The following is a 16822-nucleotide window of genomic DNA, read 5'->3' as shown; positions in this document are numbered from 1 at the left end:
GGGGGGATGCACCGGTTTGTCCAGCCCCTACTCTGACGCGGCCATGGGATGCTGGACCTTGGCCGGGGCTTTGGCGATAAGGCGATATGACCCGGTTGCCCATCGATGACGCCATTCCCGATCTTCTGAACGCCTTGCATGCGCATGGACGCGCGGTGCTGCAGGCGCCTCCGGGCGCGGGTAAGACGACACGCGTGCCGCTTGAGATGTTGCAGGCAGACCTGTGCGAAGGCCGGATCGTGATGTTGGAGCCCCGGCGGCTGGCCGCACGCGCCGCCGCCGAGCGCATGGCTGAGACGCTGGGCGAACCGGTGGGGCAGACCGTGGGTTATCGCGTCCGCGGCGAGGTGAAGGTGTCGAAGGCCACGCGGATCGAAGTGGTGACCGAAGGCATTCTGACCCGGATGCTGCAATCCGAGCCCGACCTGCCGGGCGTGGGCGCGGTGATTTTCGATGAATTTCACGAACGCTCTCTGAATGCCGATCTGGGGCTTGCGCTGTGTCTTGAGGTGACCGGGGCGCTGCGCGATGACCTGATATTGTTGGCCATGTCGGCCACCCTGGATGCGGAACCGGTGGGCCGGCTGATGGATGCGCCTTTGGTGACGTCCGAGGGGCGCAGCTATCCGGTTGAAACGCGCTGGCTTGAGAAACCTCTGGGCGCGCAGGCCCGGCGGCTGGATGCGCTGATCGATCTGGTGGTGCGGGCCGAGCGAGAAACGAGCGGGGGGATGCTGGTCTTCCTGCCCGGCGAGGGAGAGATACGCCGCGCCGAAACCGCGCTGAACAGCCGGTTGCCCGACGCCTGCACTGTGCGACCTTTGTTCGGTGCCCTGCCCTTCGCAGCGCAGCGCGCGGCGATTGCGCCGGTCAAGGAAGGGCGCAAGGTGGTGCTGGCAACGTCGATTGCCGAGACCTCGCTGACCATTCCCGATATCCGCGTGGTAGTGGATATGGGGCAAGCGCGGCGGGCGCGGTTCGATCCGGGGTCCGGCATGTCGCGACTGGTGACCGAACGCGTGACGCGCGCCGAGGCCACGCAGCGCGCGGGGCGTGCAGGCCGCGTGGCAGAGGGTGTGTGCTATCGCCTGTGGGCCAAAGGCGAAGAAGGCGCGCTGGCCGCCTACCCGCCTGCCGAGATTGAGGCGGCCGACTTGACGGGGCTGGCGTTGGAACTGGCGCTGTGGGGCGCAGAACCCGATGATCTGGCGTTTCTGACCGCGCCGCCTGACGGGACGTTGGCCGAGGCGCGAGCCTTGTTGCGGATGCTGGGCGCATTAGATGGCAATGGGCGGATCACCGATCATGGACGCGCGCTTGCCGCGCTGCCGCTACATCCCCGTCTGGGGCATATGCTGGTGCGCGCAGGGGCAGAGGCTGCGCCTTTGGCGGCACTGATGGCGGACCGGGACCCGCTGCGGGGTGCCCCGGTTGATCTGTCGCTGCGGTTGGAGGCGCTGCGTGACGTGCGGGCGTTTCAGCGCAATCGGGTCTGGCAGGTCAATCTCGGGGCTTTGGATCGGATAAAGGGCGAAACCAAGCGCTTGAAGGCGCAGGCCAAGGGCGCAGGCGATCTAAGCCCAGCGGCGATGGCCGCATTGGCTTACCCCGACCGGGTCGGACAGCGGCGCAAGGGCGATATCCCGCGCTATGTGCTCTCGGGTGGCAAAGGCGTGGTGCTGGAGAGCGGTGATACGCTGGCAAGTGCGCCTTATCTGGTGGTGACGGATACCGATGGAAACCCGCGCGAGGCTCGGGTCCGCATGGCGGCGCAGATTTCCGAAGGGGAAATCCGCGATCTGTTTGGCGACCAGATTGCATGGGTCGACAGCTGCGCGTGGTCCAAACGGGAACGCCGCGTGGTGGCCCGGCGACAGGAGCGGTTCGGGGCGATCACTCTGGACGACCGCATCTGGAAGGATGTGCCCGAGGACGCGGTGGCGCGGGCGATGCTGGACGGGGTGCGCGATCTGGGTATTCGGCTGCAAGGGGCCTCGGCCCGGCTGGCGGCACGGGTGGAACTGGTACGGGCGGGCGGGATCGACCTGCCCGATTTCTCGGATCAGGGGTTGCTGGATGGGTTGGAGGATTGGCTGCTTCCGATGCTTTCGGGTGTGCGCAGCGCCGAGGATTGGAAGCGTTTTGATCTGTTGCCCGCACTGCGCGCCCGACTGGATTGGGCGCAGACGCAGGAACTGGACCGGCGCGCGCCGGGGTCGTTCGTGACGCCCTTGGGGCGCAAGGTGCCGATTGATTATGGCGGCGCGGTGCCGGAAATCTCGGTTCGGCTGCAAGAGCTGTTCGGTGTGACCCAGCACCCGGTAGTTGGGCGTGAGCCGTTGAAGATCACTCTGCTGTCACCCGCCCAGCGCCCTATTCAGATCACCCGCGACCTGCCCGGATTCTGGGCCGGGTCATATGCGGATGTGCGCAAGGACATGCGGGCGGAATATCCCAAACATCCCTGGCCCGAAGATCCCACCCAGGCTGACCCGACCCTGAGGGCGAAACGGCGAAAACCGTGAGCCGGGCGGCGTGGGTTTTGCGAAAAAACGGCCACAAATTTTGACTCAAAGGTCACATATATGACTCACGCCCTTTAAATTCGGTCAAAATCACCCATTTTCCAACAGCAATATTGTTTCATGTGCTATACATCATTAATTAAGGTCTCAAAGTAAGAATGAACCTGTTCAGGCAAGCGATATATGACGAAATGGCTGCGTAATATCTGGGAAGAAGTTGCCCGACCGATGATCCTGCGCCCAAACCGGGTACAGGTCGCGGCGCTTTGCACCCGTGGTGCGGGGTCGCGCGAAGAGGTTCTTCTGATCACAAGCCGCGACACCGGGCGCTGGATCATCCCCAAGGGCTGGCCGATTGACGGGCTGGATGGCGCTGAGACTGCGTTGCAGGAAGCGTGGGAAGAGGCCGGTGTGTGCGCCGCAGGTGTTCGCAAAGACCCGGTTGGGCAGTTTTCGTACAATAAGACCCTGAAAGATGGCTCGGCCCAACCTGTCCGAACCAGTGTCTACCATGTCGAGGTGACCGAGCTGGCCGAGGACTATCCCGAGGTCGATCAACGCACCCGCTGCTGGGTCTCGCCTCAGGTTGCGGCAGAACGGGTGCAGGAGCCCGAATTGCAGGATTTGCTACGGCAAATGTAACAATTTTGTAAAATTTTGACGACACCGGTTGCTGCCCCTTGAGGAAAGGAGTAGCGGCGTGGGCCAATTCAAACAGGCCCTGAAAATCTGATGTCTGACATGACCCCCAAATCCCGCTGGCACGCGCTGGACAGCGATCTTCACCGCATTTCACGTGTGGAATACGCCAATGCGCATGTGGCCCGTCCCATGCTGGCCCCCGGCATCGCGCTGGCGTTCATCGCCCTGGCCGGGCTGATCGCTGCGGTGCTGTTTGGCCAGGCCGAAGGCGGGCTGCTTGTGGCAGCCGCGGCGGCGTTCGGGGCCTATATGGCGATCAATATCGGTGCCAATGACGTGGCCAACAACATGGGTCCGGCGGTGGGGGCCAATGCGCTGACCATGGGCGGCGCCATTCTGATCGCAGCCATTGCCGAAAGCGCCGGTGCGCTGCTGGCGGGGGGCGACGTGGTCTCGACCATTTCCAAGGGGATCATCGACCCGATGTCGGTGCAAAACAGCAACGTGTTCATCTGGGCGATGATGGCGGCGCTGATCTCATCTGCGCTGTGGGTCAATCTGGCGACCTGGGTGGGTGCGCCGGTCTCGACGACACATTCGGTTGTGGGTGGTGTCATGGGGGCAGGCATCGCGGCGGCAGGGCTGAGCGCGGTGAGCTGGGGCACGATGAGTGCGATTGCGGCCAGTTGGGTGATCTCTCCAGTTTTGGGCGGGGTGATTGCCGCCGGGTTTCTGGCGCTGATCAAGTCGAAAATCCAGTATCAGGACGACAAGATCGCGGCGGCCCGGCGCTGGGTTCCCATATTGGTCGCGGTGATGGCCGGGGCTTTTGCCACCTATCTTGCGGTCAAGGGGTTGAAGCGGATCGTCAAGATCGACCTGCAGATGGCGCTGCTGATCGGGCTGATATTTGGCGCGCTGGCCTGGGCCGTGACCGTGCCCTGGGTGCGGCGTAAATCTGAGGGGATGGAAAACCGTACCCGGTCGCTGAAGACCTTGTTTGGCCTGCCGCTGGTGATCTCGGCCACATTTCTGAGCTTTGCCCATGGTGCGAATGACGTGGCCAATGCGGTGGGTCCGCTGGCAGCGATTGTACATGCCGCAGAGTTCGGGGATTTTGCTGCGAAGGTCTCGATCCCGAGCTGGGTCATGGTGATCGGGGCCTTTGGGATTTCCTTTGGCCTGTTCCTGTTCGGCCCCAAGCTGATCCGCATGGTGGGCAGCCAGATCACTAAGCTGAACCCGATGCGCGCCTTCTGCGTGGCGTTGTCGGCGGCGATTACCGTAATCGTGGCAAGCTGGCTGGGGCTGCCTGTCAGCTCGACCCATATCGCTGTGGGCGCGGTATTTGGCGTGGGGTTCTATCGCGAATGGCAGGCGGATCGGCGGTGGAAACTATCAAACCGCCAGCGCCCGGCCGAGTTGCGGCTGGCACGGGAGGAACACCGTCGACGCAAGCTGGTGCGGCGGTCGCATTTCATGACCATCATTGCGGCCTGGGTCGTGACTGTACCGGCTGCGGCCGTGATATCCGCGGTGATTTTCTGGATACTTACGGCATTTGGCTGAGTTTGAGGATTTTGCGAGGCTCTGCCTCGCGCTCCGGGATATTTTTGGCCAGATGAAGCAGCGGATCAGAGCCTGATCTGGTGGGGTTTGAGAGGTGTGTTCGGAGCCTCTTTGATCAATCGGGCAACTTGGTTGTTGAGTGGTGTGGGGAGGTTGCAACTGCGCCCCAGCTGGATGATTTCGCCTTGCAGGCTGTCGATTTCCGTGGGGCGGCCAGCCATCAGGTCATATGCCATCGAGGTGCGCGCGTTGGGATCGATGGTCAGCATCTTTGCGGCGATGCGGGTAAAAAGCGGTGTGGGCAGGCGCAGGATATACGGGGTCGTCCAAGCGGGCAGCGGCGTGGTGGAGGCGACGGGAATACCGGAGGTTTTGAGGACCATAAGCGCCTCGGCCATCTGATCGGCCATCAGGCGGCGCCAGTTGCGGTCACGCAGTTGCGCCTGCAGGGTCAGGCCCGAGAGCGCGTTCAATGCGTTGTTGAGGTTGATCACCAGTTTGCCCCATTGCACTGCTTCGATTTGATCGCTTTCCTGAACCGGCAGATCGGCGGAGTTGAGGTGATCGGCCAAAGCGCCGGGGCCGGTTTCGATGATGATCTCGCCTGAGGTGGCGCGGTGATAAGTGGCCTCCTTTGTTGGGACGACATTAAAGGGGATCATGCCCGCGCGGACATCATGTTTAGGCAATGCGGCGCGCAAGGCTTGGATGTTGTCCATGCCGTTTTGCCAGGACAGAACCGTGGTATTCGCCGGGGCATAAGCCGCGATCAAGTCTGCCATCTGCACAGTTGCGCCGGATTTTACCGTGACAATAATCAGATCCGCATCGGCGAGGCAGGCGGGTTCCTGGGTGAGAGTCAGCTGATCGGCGGGAATGGTCCGGGTCAGGCCGGCGAAATCCGTCACCGTAAGTCCCTGGGCACGGATGGGGTTAAGCACGCGGGCGCGGCCCAGAAGTGTCACGCCATGACCTGCAGTAGCCAGCAATGCGCCGCAATAGCAACCGATGCTGCCCGCCCCCGCAATGACGATCTTCATGATGCACCCTCCGTTATCGGGAAGGATCGCCGGGACGGGCGAAGGAGACCAGCGTTACGTGAGGTCAGACCCGTGCCAGTCTTGGTCGTGTGCGTTCCAGTTCTTCCGAGATCGGGATGAACTCCTGATCGTCTCCGGGCGGCAGGTGGAAGGCCCCGTTTGCCCAATCTGCGGTTTTCCATTCGCGGGTGGCGGTTTCGATCTTTTCTTTCGAAGAAGACACGAAATTCCACCAGATATAACGATCTTCGTTCAGGGTCGCGCCGCCCAGCAGCATCAGGCGCGCGCCCAGAGGTCCGGCCTTGACCGAGAGGTGGTCGCCGGGGCGGAACACCATCATGCGGCCTGCGTCAAAGCTGTCGCCCGCGATTTCGACCGAACCTTCGGTGACGTAGACACCCCGGTCCTCGTGGTTGTCGGGCAACGGGAAGGACGCGCCCGGGGCAAGCTGGACGTCGAGATAGAAGGTCTCGGACAGCATAGTAACCGGGCTGGTCTCGCCATAGGCCGAGCCGAGGATCAGGCGGGCGCTGACGCCGGTATCCTGAATATGCGGCAGCGCGCCCTGTTTGTGATGTTCGAAATCGGGGGCCATGTCCTCATGCGCTTCGGGCAAGGCGATCCAGGTCTGGATACCGAACAGGCTGTGTTTCTTGCCGCGCGTCTCATCGCTGGTGCGTTCGGAATGGGTCACGCCACGCCCGGCAACCATCCAGTTGACCTCGCCCGGATAGATCATCTGATGGGTGCCGAGGCTGTCGCGATGTTCGAACTCTCCCTGATACAGGTAGGTCACGGTACCGAGGCCGATATGGGGGTGCGGGCGGACATCGATGCCGCCTTCGGTGATGAATTCGGCCGGGCCCATCTGGTCGAAGAAGATGAACGGGCCAACCAGTTGCCGTTTGACGGAAGGCAGCGCGCGGCGCACCTCGAACCCGCCCAGATCGCGGGCGCGCGGGATGATCAATGTCTCAAGCGCGGGGTTCTCGGACAGGCATTCGGGATTGTGGGTTGGGTTCCAGCTCATTCCTGCATCTCCCATTGGCAAGGGGTTTTGGTTCACTCATGCAGAATATAAGGCAAATATTCGGAAAGTAATTCGCATAATCGCACATAAATCGTGCAGTTCTTCCGTTATGGACCAACCCCAGCGCCCTCATGCATCGCGCGGCCAAAGCTGCGGAAAGAAGGCGCCGTCGATCCGGTCGCCTTCGCTGTAGCCTTCCGCCGCGAACTGCGCGCGCTCACCCTTGGCCCAATCCCCGCGATAGCGGATCACGCCATCGGGTGCGGTCATCCTCAGCGTGAAACGGCGCACCGTTTCGGTCGGCGTTACCGAGGACAGCCCGCCATGCAGGGTGCGCATGTCGAAAAAGATGCAATCGCCGGGCTCCATATCCCATTGCAGCAGGTCATACGCTGCGGAGTCGGCGTTCACGTCCGGGGGCGGATGATAGGTCAGGCCCGCGACCTCGGTCGGGTCATAGCTGGGATGCCCGTCGGCAAAGCGCACCCGCATGAAGAGCTTATCCCAAAGGTGCGAGCCGCGGACGAAGGCGATGCCGTTTTCTTTGGTTACCGGTTCAAGCGGCAGCCACAGCACGCACATCGTGCCCTCGAAATCAAAATAAGACAGGTCCTGATGGAAGGGTGGGCGCGAGGTTGATCCGGCCTCACGCAGGAACCAATTGTCCATCACCAGATTGATCGAAGGCGCGTCGAGAAGCTGAGCAGCCAGTGGTGCGCAGGGGGAGTTGTGGACGAAATCCCTGAATTCGGGGATCTTGTTCCAGGCCCAATAATCCTCGAAATATGCGGGCGCATCGGGGTCTTTGGTGTGCCGCGTCAGGTTTTCGGTTGGATTGGCAAGGTCCGCGTCGATGCCGTTGCGCAGCTGGGTCAGCCAATGATCCGAAAATTTGGACCGCAGAACCACGGCTCCGTCGCGCTGGAATGCGGCGATCTCATCTAGTGTGATGCGATCCGTCAAGCTCATGACACCGGCCTTTCTGATGGAAACCAAGCTGTGGTCAGGATTGCAGCGGTCACCTGCCGCGTCAAAGTAAATCACAATTCGCAACGCAACCTCGGAATGCGCGAGAAGCGTGCTATATTTCAGGGGCAGATGAGGTCGCAAAAAGAGGGTTCCATGACCGGTTCATTACTCACGCGTCGTTCTCTGATCGCCTCGGGCGGGGCGGTTTTGGCTTCGGGGCTGATGGTTCCCGCGCGGGCCAATGGTTTGGCCCCCACCCCGTCGATGCGAGGTGGGTCGAACAACTATCGTCCGGGCGCACCGATCGTGGAGCGCATCGGCGGTGGCGGGTTCTGGATGACTGGCACCGTGCGGCGCGCGGGCGACGGAGCCCCCCTGCCCGGCCAGCGAATCCAGATCTGGGCGCATACGACCGAAGGCCATGAGCGCGATCAGCGCAGCCATGGCGCGACGCTGACGGATGCCAACGGAGAATTCCGGCTTGAGATGCCGCAGATTGTGCCCGCCTTTGGTCAACCGCACGGGCATCTGGCTTATGACAGCGGCGAATTCGAGACGGTGTTCCTGCGCCCGGTGATGTCGAGCGCGAAGGACAAAACGCTTGCCGCGCATTTCGTCTTGCAGCCCGCCTGATACGTGTTGAGGCGTGTATTGATCTGGGCGGCGTTGTCCGCCGCCCTTCTGGTGCCGGTCATCGCGGCGACGTTCAGCCCGTATCTGGCGTGGCGTGAGCCGATCTATATCCTCGCTGGGTTTGCGGGCATCTTCGGGATGTGCCTTCTGCTGATGCAACCTTTGCTCGCCGGACGCTGGTTGCCTGGGCTTTCACCAGTGTGCAGCCGCGTGTGGCACAGGCGGTGCGGTCTGGCCCTTGTCGCCGCGATTTTGATCCATGTGGGTGGTTTGTGGATCACGAGCCCGCCGGATGTTGTGGACGCGCTGCTGTTCGTGTCGGCCACGCCTTTTTCCGTTTGGGGTGTGATCGCGATGTGGACGGGTTTTGCTGCAGCAACGATGGGCGTTCTGCGGCTACGCCTGAACCTGCGATTTCGGCTCTGGCGTCTGGGTCATGCCGGGCTGGCGCTGGTGACCATTCTGGGCAGTGTCGTGCATGCCCTGCTGATTGAAGGCACGATGGAGATCATGACCAAGATCGCATTGTGTGTGCTAGTAGTTCTAGCGTGCGTAGCTACGCTCGCCAGATTGCGGATCTGGGATGTGACCCGGCGCGCTTAGAGGTCCCATGCGCGAGCCAAGGCCGCGTCAGACTGACAGGCGTTTGGCATAGGTCGCGCGATCAATTTCAACATCCCGCACGGTGATGCTGCCGACCGTGGGCGCAGACGCAGCCAGAACATTCAGAATAATCGCGTTCAACTCGGCGCGCGTCGCCTCATCCCGGCCCTGCAGCAACAAGAGCGTGGCGTGGATGAAGGTTTGCGGTTCGGTCCCGATGTGGAAATACCGGAACGAGGTGGCACGGATTTTAAGCGTTGGGGCATCGAATTCTTCATGCGCGGCGAGCACAGAATAGAGCTGTTCGCAGATGGCTTGAAAATCATGAGAGTTTTCGAGCCCGGCAGAGAATTCCAGGGTGACGTGTGGCATTGAATGCTCCGAGATTTAAGAGAGCCCTTTATGGCTCTCTCTGATTGCTGCGAGCCTCAGACGCCCAGACACCAGCGCATGACCGCCTTTTGCGCGTGCAGGCGGTTTTCAGCCTCGTCAAAGATCACCGAGTTCGGGCCATCCATGACCTCGGATGTGGCCTCTTCCTCGCGATGCGCGGGCAGGCAGTGCATGAACAGCGCATCCGGCTTGGCATGCGACATGAGGTCGGCATTGACCTGATAGGGGCGCAGCAGATTGTGGCGGCGTTCCTTGGCGGACTGGGAATCGTGCATCGAGACCCAGGTGTCGGCGACCACGAGGTCGGCCCCTTCAACCGCCTTGTAGGCATCCCGTTCGACCACAATCTTCGAGCCCTTCTGGCGGGCGAAGCCCATGAACTCCTCCTCGGGGTCGAACTGTGCCGGGCCGGTGAAGGTCAGGTCGAAACCGAACTGACCTGCGGCGTGCAGGAACGAAGCACAGACATTGTTGCCATCACCGGTCCAGACCACCTTTTTGCCTGCGATGGGGCCTCGGTGTTCCTCGAAAGTCAGGACATCGGCCATGATCTGACAGGGATGCGTGCGATCGGTCAGGCCGTTAATGACGGGCACGTCCGAGTATTCTGCCATCTCGGTCAGGATCGTTTCGTCAAAGGTCCGGATCATGATCATGTCGACATAGCGCGACAGGACGCGGGCGGTGTCGGCGATGGTTTCACCATGGCCCAGCTGCATGTCCTTGCCGGACAGCACCATGGTCTGCCCGCCCATTTGGCGCACGCCAACGTCGAAGGACACACGGGTCCGGGTTGACGGCTTTTCAAAGATCAGCGCAACCATGCGGCCTGCCAGAGGCTGCTCATCGTCCGGGGCGGCTTTGGGACGACCGAGGCGCGCCTGTTTCATCGCGCCGGCCTGATCGATCATGTTCCGCAGATCACCTGCGTCCGTTTTGTGGATATCAAGGAAGTGGTTCATTTTATTTCACTTTTCAATCAGGCGAGTTCAGGCCGAAGCCATTGCGTTTTCGACTTGCGTCGCGGCTTTTTCCAAACGGATCAGGGCTTGCGCGATGTCGTCTTCGGTCAAGGTGAGCGGTGGCAGCAGGCGGATCACGTTATCGGCGGCGGGGACAGTGATAACCTCGTTGTCATAACCTGCATTGACCACGTCGATATTGGCGGGCTTGCATTTCAGGCCCAGCATCAGACCTGAGCCGCGAACCTCTTCGAACACATCGGGGTGGTCCGCGATCAGGCCTTCGAGCTTCTGACGCAGCAGGCCCGCCTTGCGGTTGACGCCTTCAAGGAAAGCGGGTGTCGCGACCTGATCGATCACCGCACAGCCCACAGCGCAGCCCAGCGGGTTGCCGCCATAGGTGGAGCCATGGGTGCCTGCGGTCATACCGCTGGCCGCCTCTTCTGTGGCCAGCACAGCGCCCAGGGGGAAGCCGCCGCCGATGCCTTTGGCGACCATCATAATATCTGGAGTGATGCCCGCCCATTCATGCGCGAAGAGCTTGCCGGTGCGGCCCATGCCGCACTGGACCTCATCCAGGATCAGCAGAAGGCCATTGTCGTCGCAGATTTGGCGCAGGGCTTTGAGTTCTGCATCCGGAACGGGGCGAATGCCGCCTTCACCCTGAACCGGTTCAATCAGGATGGCTGCGGTTTTGTCAGTGATGGCGTTGGTGATGCCGTCGAGGTCTCCGAACGTCAGATGCACAAAGCCGGGCAGCAGCGGGCCGAAGCCTTTGGTCATTTTCTCGGACCCGGCGGCGGCGATACCCGCCGATGACCGCCCATGGAATGAGCCATCGAAGGTGATGATCTCGACCTTCTCAGGTTGACCTTTGTCATAGAAATACTTGCGGGCCATTTTTACGGCCAGTTCGCAGGACTCGGTGCCGGAATTGGTGAAGAAGACCGTATCGGCAAAGGTGTGCTCGACTAGCCTGTCGGCCAGCGCTTGCTGTTGCGGGATGTTGTAGAGGTTCGAGACATGCCACAACGCATGCGCCTGTTCAGTCAGCGCAGCCACCAAAGCCGGATGCGCATGGCCCAGCGCGTTCACCGCAATCCCCGCGCCGAGGTCCAGAAAACGTCGGCCATCCGCCTCGGTCAGCCAGGCGCCTTCGCCCTTTACGAATGTCAGGGGCGCACGGTTATAGGTCGGCAGAACGGACGGGATCATCGGATCATCCTTTTCGAATAGGTTGAGCCCTGTGAGTGATACACTGGGGCCATGGTCGTCAACTGATTTGGTGGAGATTGCGCGCATTTGAGCAGCGCAAATGGATCAAACGGGCCGGTTACGCGGTCAGGCGTCGGCGTCGGAGGCGCAGGATATGTGCGGGTTTGATCATGGCGGGTCGTATAACGGGGTGCAATCGATCTGAAAACCCCGTTTTTATGATCGGGGCAAAAATCACTCTGAGACCGGGATTTACCGCTTGTCATTTACCCGACGCTGGCGCACGGGTGAGCCATGACCCCGATACGCCAGAACCCTGCCCTTGCGGCCCTGCTGATCCTTGCGGCGAGCGCCCTTCTCGCGGGGACTACGTTGCTGGCCAAAGCGCTGGGGACAGATACGTTGGGCCCGGCGCTGCATCCTTTGCAGATCAGTCACGGGCGGTTTCTGTTTGCCTTTCTAGTGATCGTCACAGCCGTGGGTATCCTGCGCCCGCGCTTGAGCCGCCCGCATTGGGGCCTGCATATCGGGCGAACAAGCTTTGGCTGGCTCGGGGTCACGTTGATGTTTGCTGCGGTCGCGTTCATCCCGATTGCAGATGCGACGGCGATCTCGTTCCTGAACCCGGTCTTTGCGATGATGCTGGCGATCCCGCTGCTGAAAGAAGGGGTCGGCCCCTGGCGCTGGCTGGCCGCCATCGTGGCGCTGATCGGCGCATTGGTACTGCTGCGCCCCACGCCCGCCAGCTTTCAGCCCGCTGCGTTGCTGGCGCTGACGGCGGCGGCGATCATCGGGATGGAGTTGATTTTCATCAAGAAACTTTCTGGCCGTGAAATTCCGATCCAGATTTTGCTGATCAACAATGCGATGGGGCTGACCATCGCCTCGGTCGCGGTCAGCTTCGTGTTTCAGATTCCGACGCCCCAGCAATGGGCAGCGCTGGCGGGGATTGGCGTGCTGATGGCTTGTGCGCAGGCCTGTTTCGTCAACGGAATGGCGCGGGCGGATGCTTCCTTTGTGGCCCCCATCAGCTATGCCACACTGATCTTTGCCGCCTTCTACGATTTCGTGGTGTTCAAAGTGATCCCGGATGGGGTCAGCTTGATCGGGTCAGCCATTATCCTGACCGGAGGTCTGATCCTGGTCTGGCGCGAGGCGCGGCTGCGTCGGTCATAGGCGGAAAGTTTTTTCAAGGCGATGTCTGCGCGCGACACCCATGTCGCAAACCCCCATGAAATCATCTTAGCCGGGCGCAATCTGATCATAGTTGATTAGAAAGATTGTCAGATGCATGAACGCCGTATCCCTGAATGGGTCCGCCATGCCCCTGCACCATCGGTCCGCGATTTCGGCATCCTGGCAGGGTTCGAGGCCATTGTCCGAGGCATCCTGATCTCGGTCTTTCCGCTTGTGATGTACCGCGCGCTGGGCGACGCGTCCTCTGTGTCGTTTGTGTACTTTCTGGTGGGGATCGTCTCGCTTGTTGCCGGGCTGATGATACCGTTTGTTATCCGCTACGTCCCCCGGCGCTGGGCCTATACCGCCGGATGCGTCCTGTTCGTGATCAGCGCCGTTCTGGCGATCGAGGGCAGCCCCGGTTCTATCGTGCTGGCACTGGCGCTGAACACGGTGGCCACGGTCACGACTTTTGTCTGTTTCAACGCTTATGTGCTGGATTACATCAGCAAGATCGAACTTGGCCGATGCGAGACCAGCCGCATGTTCTACAGCGCCCTTGGCTGGACCGGAGGCCCCATGATCGGCGTGTTGTTGATGGAACGCTGGGCCCCTGCCCCATTCGTCATCAGCGCAGTCGCCTCAGTCGCCATGTTGATCCTGTTCTGGAGCATGCGTTTGGGCAACGGCAAGCTGATCACCAAGGCGCGCGGACCGGCAAGCAATCCACTGGCCTATCTGCCGCGCTTTTTTTCGCAGCCGCGGCTGTTGGCGGGGTATCTGTTTGCAATGATTCGGTCCTGCGGGTGGTGGATCTATGTGGTCTACCTGCCGATCTTTGCCATTCAGAACGGGCTGGGTGAACAGCTCGGGGGCATCCTGTTGTCGAGCACGAATGCCATGTTGTTCGGCGCACCTTTGATCCTGCGCTGGGTGCAGGGGCGGTCGCTGCGGGTGGCGGTGCGCACGGGTTTTGCCGCCTGCGGGGTCTGTTTCGTGATCGCCGCAGCGATCTCCGGCTGGCCGGTCGCTTCAGTCGTAGCGCTGGTTTTGGGATCGGTATGGCTGATCGTGCTGGATATCTGTGCAGGATTGCCATTTCTCATGGCAGTGAAACCCTCGGAACGGACCGAGATGTCAGCGATCTATTCCAGCTATCGCGACGTGTCAGGCATTCTGACGCCCGGCGTGGCCTCGCTGGTGCTGCTGATCACACCGGTCGCTGGCGTGTTCGCGGCTGGCGGCCTGGCCTTGTTCGGAGCCTGGGCCGTAGCGGCGCGGCTGCATCCACGGCTCGGGCGCCCACGCGTCGCCCTGCAGCCCGGATCACTGGCCGATGCAACCTAAGCCTTGAGACGATAACCCGTTCGCAGCATCTGCCATGTCGCAGCTCCGACCAATAGCGTTGCTGCGCCACAGACTGCCATGCCCAACCAAGGAGAGCTGTCAGATACCCCGATCATGCCATAGCGCAGCCCGTCGATCAGATAGAACACCGGGTTCATATGGCTCAGGCGGTTCAGGACCGGCGGAAGTGCTTCAACCGAATAAAAGGTACCAGACAGGAAGGCCAGCGGCGTGACAATGAAGTTGGTGATCGCCGCCATCTGGTCGAACTTGTTGGCAAATATCCCGGCAAACAGGCCCAGCGCGCCCATGAAGGCCCCGCCGAGGATGACGAAGATCAGCGTGATCAGCAGGTTCTGGGGCACGATCGACAGAAAGATCAGAAACGCAGCGGCCACGACAAATGCAATCAGGACACCTCGGGCAATACCGCCGGCCAGATACCCCAGTAGGATTTCCAGCGGCGACAGGGGCGGCATCAGCGTGTCCACGATATTGCCCTGCACCTTGGCGATCACCATCGACGACGAGGTGTTGGCAAAAGCGTTCTGGATCACCGTCATCATCATGATGCCCGGCGCCAGAAAGATCAGGAACGGAACGCCCATCACGTCGGGCCGGCTTGGACCAATGGCAATGGTGAAGATCAGCAAGAACAATCCCGCCGTCACCAGAGGGGCTAACAGAGTCTGCGTCCACACGGCCAGAAAGCGTAGTGTTTCGCGCCGCGCCAGCGTATAGAGGCCCATCCAGTTTACCGTACCAAAGCGGCGTGTGTCCTGATCCATGAGATTCTGCATGATCTGCCCCATACCTGATTCGAAGACCGCTTGTAACTCGGCCCGCAGTGTTTAGAATAGGGCGCTGAGACGAATTCCCAAGGCGGCCCGAATCCGGGGCCGCTTTCCGCTTTTGAAAGGCAAATGATGTCCTGGACTGACGAGCGTGTAGAGCTGCTGAAAAAGATGTGGGGCGAGGGCCAGTCGGCCAGCCAGATTGCCAAGGAACTGGGCGGCGTGACCCGCAACGCGGTGATCGGCAAGGTCCACCGTCTGGGCCTGTCAAACCGCGCCACCGGTGCCAGCCCGGCCAAGGCCGAAGCTAAGGAGAAACCGGCACCCGCACCCAAGGCCGAGGCCAAGCCCAAACCAGCACCCAAGACCGAACCGGCCCGTCCGGCCCCTGCCCCGGAAGCAAAACCGGCCACTCCGGCCCGTCGTCAGATCATCCCCGCCGGTCAGCCGCTGCCACCGCAGCCCTCGGCCAACGAAATCAGCCCCGAGGCGCTGGCCAAGGTCAACGAGGTCGAGAAGAAGGCCAAGAAGCTGACGCTGATGGAGTTGACCGAGAAGACCTGCAAATGGCCCGTCGGCGACCCCGCGACCGAGGATTTCTGGTTCTGCGGCCTGCCGGTTGAGGCAGGCAAGCCCTATTGCGAGGCGCATGTGGGCGTGGCGTTCCAGCCCATGAGCTCTCGCCGCGACCGGCGGCGGTAAATCTGCAACTTTGCAAGCTGTGCGAAGCGCAGGCTGCGTTATGTCAGTCTGCGTGATATCTGCTGTCGGAGTATTCCGAAAGCAGATGCAACCCGTTCTGGGCATGCCGCGCCGCCAGTCTTTTCTGGCGCGCATTGTCCGGCACCAGATACTTGGTTGTTGCCATCGCGTTGATCGACAACTCGGGAAACAGCGCGTGTAGTTCTTCAACCGTCTCGGGGGGCATTGATTTCAGTGCCTCCTCAGCAATCAGCAAGCTCTCGGTCGGGGCACCTTCGGCGAATATCACTTCGTGTGTCGCAAGAACCAGATGAACGTATGTGATGCCGTCAACCGTATCATCAACATAGATGCCCGGCAGCCCGGCAAGCCGTATGGCGGCAACTAGAGCTTCGGGGCGGCCAAACATACGCTTCACAATGGCAGAGGACACCAGCATGCGGTGTTGGCGCGAGACAAGCAAATCCCGGCGGGGCAGGCCCTGTCCCAATGCACCTGCACATATTCGTACTGGATAGAGCTTCGGGTTACGGCGTAGCTCGCGTGAGTTAACCGAGCGGCACATGACCTTCAGAAGCGGTTGCGCGCCGCCGCATGCCAAACGGATCGGTTGGTCGGGTTCAAGATCCTCAACCGGAACCGGCCCTACATCAGTGGCAACCAATGTACCTGCGGTCAGGCAAGGGATGCTTCCCGGGGTGGGATCGGTATTTACCGAGTAGGTGCCGCCATCGTCCGTGGAAATCAGAGAATCGCCCGCTCCGGCCTGACCGATGACAGTCGATTGCATGCCGCTGGCGGGTCCGGCCGTTGCAGTAATCGGCCCGGGGCTTGGCGGATCGCTGAAAGAGTTGAACTGGTAAACCGTCGACCCCTCGGAAAGCGAGATGCCATTCGTTTTCCCAAGTCCGGTAAATGTACCGGAACTGGTCGTATCGATGACGTAAATATCGCGCCCCGCCACCGTTGTCGGCGTAATACCAGCCAGTGTGTTGGTGGATCGAATCTCACCACTGCTCTGGTAGATGGTCACGACCAGGCCGGACACATCGGTGCCTGCGTCGACTGCGATCTCGATGAAATCGAGAGTCGGTCCGCCCAGGTATTTCAATTCTGAAAAATATGGATCCGGCATGGGGTCGTGTGTCTTTCAATAGCACCGAAATGTCTACCCGGCACCAACGTAAACAGCATATATATAAAACACGTAAATCGATAAGAT

16 protein-coding genes are annotated in these 16822 nt (G+C 61.1%); 8 read left to right on the top strand and 8 right to left on the bottom strand.

From position 1 onward, the window contains the following. Positions 1-86 precede the first annotated feature (86 nt). From hrpB to ACR0AZ_RS01855, 3 genes are all read left to right on the top strand, one after another. Positions 87-2525, top strand: coding sequence for an ATP-dependent helicase HrpB (gene hrpB, locus ACR0AZ_RS01865; protein ID WP_480666636.1), 2439 nt, complete (start codon positions 87-89; stop codon positions 2523-2525). A 183-nt stretch (positions 2526-2708) separates the two neighbouring features. Further along, the gene (locus tag ACR0AZ_RS01860; protein ID WP_480666635.1) at positions 2709-3167 is read left to right on the top strand and encodes an NUDIX hydrolase; all 459 of its coding nucleotides are present in this window, start codon (positions 2709-2711) and stop codon (positions 3165-3167) included. Between the two features lie 90 nt (positions 3168-3257). Beyond that, complete coding sequence (locus ACR0AZ_RS01855) at positions 3258-4736, top strand: inorganic phosphate transporter (protein WP_480666633.1); 1479 nt, start codon at positions 3258-3260, stop codon at positions 4734-4736. Between the two features lie 65 nt (positions 4737-4801). Here the strand turns inward: ACR0AZ_RS01855 and ACR0AZ_RS01850 are convergent, their stop codons facing one another. The 3 genes from ACR0AZ_RS01850 to ACR0AZ_RS01840 all read right to left on the bottom strand — a co-directional run bounded on the left by ACR0AZ_RS01850 (position 4802) and on the right by ACR0AZ_RS01840 (position 7775). Beyond that, positions 4802-5776, bottom strand: coding sequence for a 2-dehydropantoate 2-reductase (locus tag ACR0AZ_RS01850; protein ID WP_480666632.1), 975 nt, complete (start codon positions 5774-5776; stop codon positions 4802-4804). Positions 5777-5840: 64 nt separating this feature from the next. Beyond that, positions 5841-6806 carry a pirin family protein gene (locus tag ACR0AZ_RS01845; RefSeq protein WP_480666631.1) on the bottom strand — a complete coding sequence of 322 codons (966 nt, stop codon included), beginning with the start codon at positions 6804-6806 and terminating at the stop codon, positions 5841-5843. Between the two features lie 129 nt (positions 6807-6935). Beyond that, entirely contained in the window at positions 6936-7775 is an 840-nt protein-coding gene (locus ACR0AZ_RS01840; protein ID WP_480666630.1) for a phytanoyl-CoA dioxygenase family protein, read from the bottom strand. A gap of 153 nt (positions 7776-7928) precedes the next feature. On the opposite strand from ACR0AZ_RS01840, the gene ACR0AZ_RS01835 reads away from it, so the two are divergent. Both ACR0AZ_RS01835 and ACR0AZ_RS01830 read left to right on the top strand, forming a co-directional pair. Continuing rightward, positions 7929-8408, top strand: coding sequence for a twin-arginine translocation pathway signal (locus ACR0AZ_RS01835; protein WP_480666629.1), 480 nt, complete (start codon positions 7929-7931; stop codon positions 8406-8408). 6 nt (positions 8409-8414) lie between these two features. Continuing rightward, positions 8415-9011: a ferric reductase-like transmembrane domain-containing protein gene (locus ACR0AZ_RS01830; RefSeq protein WP_480667133.1), complete on the top strand. Its 597-nt coding sequence runs from the start codon at positions 8415-8417 to the stop codon at positions 9009-9011. Between the two features lie 27 nt (positions 9012-9038). Here ACR0AZ_RS01830 and ACR0AZ_RS01825 read toward each other — a convergent pair whose 3' ends face one another. From ACR0AZ_RS01825 to ACR0AZ_RS01815, 3 genes are read right to left on the bottom strand one after another with little or no spacing between them, the layout of a single operon-like run. Continuing rightward, positions 9039-9383 carry a 5-carboxymethyl-2-hydroxymuconate Delta-isomerase gene (locus ACR0AZ_RS01825; RefSeq protein WP_480657138.1) on the bottom strand — a complete coding sequence of 115 codons (345 nt, stop codon included), beginning with the start codon at positions 9381-9383 and terminating at the stop codon, positions 9039-9041. Between the two features lie 56 nt (positions 9384-9439). After that, positions 9440-10366, bottom strand: a complete 927-nt coding sequence (gene argF / locus ACR0AZ_RS01820) for an ornithine carbamoyltransferase (protein WP_480657137.1) — start codon at positions 10364-10366, stop codon at positions 9440-9442. 27 nt (positions 10367-10393) lie between these two features. After that, positions 10394-11581, bottom strand: coding sequence for an acetylornithine transaminase (locus ACR0AZ_RS01815; protein ID WP_480666628.1), 1188 nt, complete (start codon positions 11579-11581; stop codon positions 10394-10396). 294 nt (positions 11582-11875) lie between these two features. Between ACR0AZ_RS01815 and ACR0AZ_RS01810 the strand changes: the two genes are divergently transcribed. Continuing rightward, positions 11876-12757: a DMT family transporter gene (locus ACR0AZ_RS01810; RefSeq protein ID WP_480469206.1), complete on the top strand. Its 882-nt coding sequence runs from the start codon at positions 11876-11878 to the stop codon at positions 12755-12757. Positions 12758-12868: 111 nt separating this feature from the next. Beyond that, the gene (locus tag ACR0AZ_RS01805; protein ID WP_480469205.1) at positions 12869-14104 is read left to right on the top strand and encodes an MFS transporter; all 1236 of its coding nucleotides are present in this window, start codon (positions 12869-12871) and stop codon (positions 14102-14104) included. Here ACR0AZ_RS01805 and ACR0AZ_RS01800 read toward each other — a convergent pair. Then, entirely contained in the window at positions 14101-14904 is an 804-nt protein-coding gene (locus tag ACR0AZ_RS01800; RefSeq protein WP_480469204.1) for an ABC transporter permease, read from the bottom strand. The genes ACR0AZ_RS01805 and ACR0AZ_RS01800 overlap by 4 nt on opposite strands. 126 nt (positions 14905-15030) lie before the next feature. On the opposite strand from ACR0AZ_RS01800, the gene ACR0AZ_RS01795 reads away from it, so the two are divergent. Then, positions 15031-15600: a GcrA family cell cycle regulator gene (locus tag ACR0AZ_RS01795; RefSeq protein WP_480469203.1), complete on the top strand. Its 570-nt coding sequence runs from the start codon at positions 15031-15033 to the stop codon at positions 15598-15600. Positions 15601-15643: 43 nt separating this feature from the next. On the opposite strand, the gene ACR0AZ_RS01790 is transcribed toward ACR0AZ_RS01795, so the two are convergent. Further along, complete coding sequence (locus tag ACR0AZ_RS01790) at positions 15644-16735, bottom strand: Hint domain-containing protein (RefSeq protein WP_480666627.1); 1092 nt, start codon at positions 16733-16735, stop codon at positions 15644-15646. Between the last annotated feature and the right edge of the window lie 87 nt (positions 16736-16822).

The organism is Ruegeria sp. BE3 (genome assembly GCF_056538865.1).
This window is presented reverse-complemented; position numbering and strand designations above follow the sequence as displayed.

Bases quoted from the DNA above. Each gene is read 5' to 3' on its own strand.
- ACR0AZ_RS01840 (WP_480666630.1), bottom strand. From the start codon at position 7,775: ATGAGCTTGACGGATCGCATCACACTAGATGAGATCGCCGCATTCCAG.
- ACR0AZ_RS01855 (WP_480666633.1), top strand. From the start codon at position 3,258: ATGTCTGACATGACCCCCAAATCCCGCTGGCACGCGCTGGACAGCGAT.
- hrpB (WP_480666636.1), top strand. From the start codon at position 87: ATGACCCGGTTGCCCATCGATGACGCCATTCCCGATCTTCTGAACGCC.
- argF (WP_480657137.1), bottom strand. From the start codon at position 10,366: ATGAACCACTTCCTTGATATCCACAAAACGGACGCAGGTGATCTGCGG.
- ACR0AZ_RS01800 (WP_480469204.1), bottom strand. From the start codon at position 14,904: ATGCAGAATCTCATGGATCAGGACACACGCCGCTTTGGTACGGTAAAC.
- ACR0AZ_RS01825 (WP_480657138.1), bottom strand. From the start codon at position 9,383: ATGCCACACGTCACCCTGGAATTCTCTGCCGGGCTCGAAAACTCTCAT.
- ACR0AZ_RS01805 (WP_480469205.1), top strand. From the start codon at position 12,869: ATGCATGAACGCCGTATCCCTGAATGGGTCCGCCATGCCCCTGCACCA.
- ACR0AZ_RS01850 (WP_480666632.1), bottom strand. From the start codon at position 5,776: ATGAAGATCGTCATTGCGGGGGCGGGCAGCATCGGTTGCTATTGCGGC.
- ACR0AZ_RS01835 (WP_480666629.1), top strand. From the start codon at position 7,929: ATGACCGGTTCATTACTCACGCGTCGTTCTCTGATCGCCTCGGGCGGG.
- ACR0AZ_RS01860 (WP_480666635.1), top strand. From the start codon at position 2,709: ATGACGAAATGGCTGCGTAATATCTGGGAAGAAGTTGCCCGACCGATG.
- ACR0AZ_RS01795 (WP_480469203.1), top strand. From the start codon at position 15,031: ATGTCCTGGACTGACGAGCGTGTAGAGCTGCTGAAAAAGATGTGGGGC.
- ACR0AZ_RS01810 (WP_480469206.1), top strand. From the start codon at position 11,876: ATGACCCCGATACGCCAGAACCCTGCCCTTGCGGCCCTGCTGATCCTT.
- ACR0AZ_RS01815 (WP_480666628.1), bottom strand. From the start codon at position 11,581: ATGATCCCGTCCGTTCTGCCGACCTATAACCGTGCGCCCCTGACATTC.
- ACR0AZ_RS01790 (WP_480666627.1), bottom strand. From the start codon at position 16,735: ATGCCGGATCCATATTTTTCAGAATTGAAATACCTGGGCGGACCGACT.
- ACR0AZ_RS01845 (WP_480666631.1), bottom strand. From the start codon at position 6,806: ATGAGCTGGAACCCAACCCACAATCCCGAATGCCTGTCCGAGAACCCC.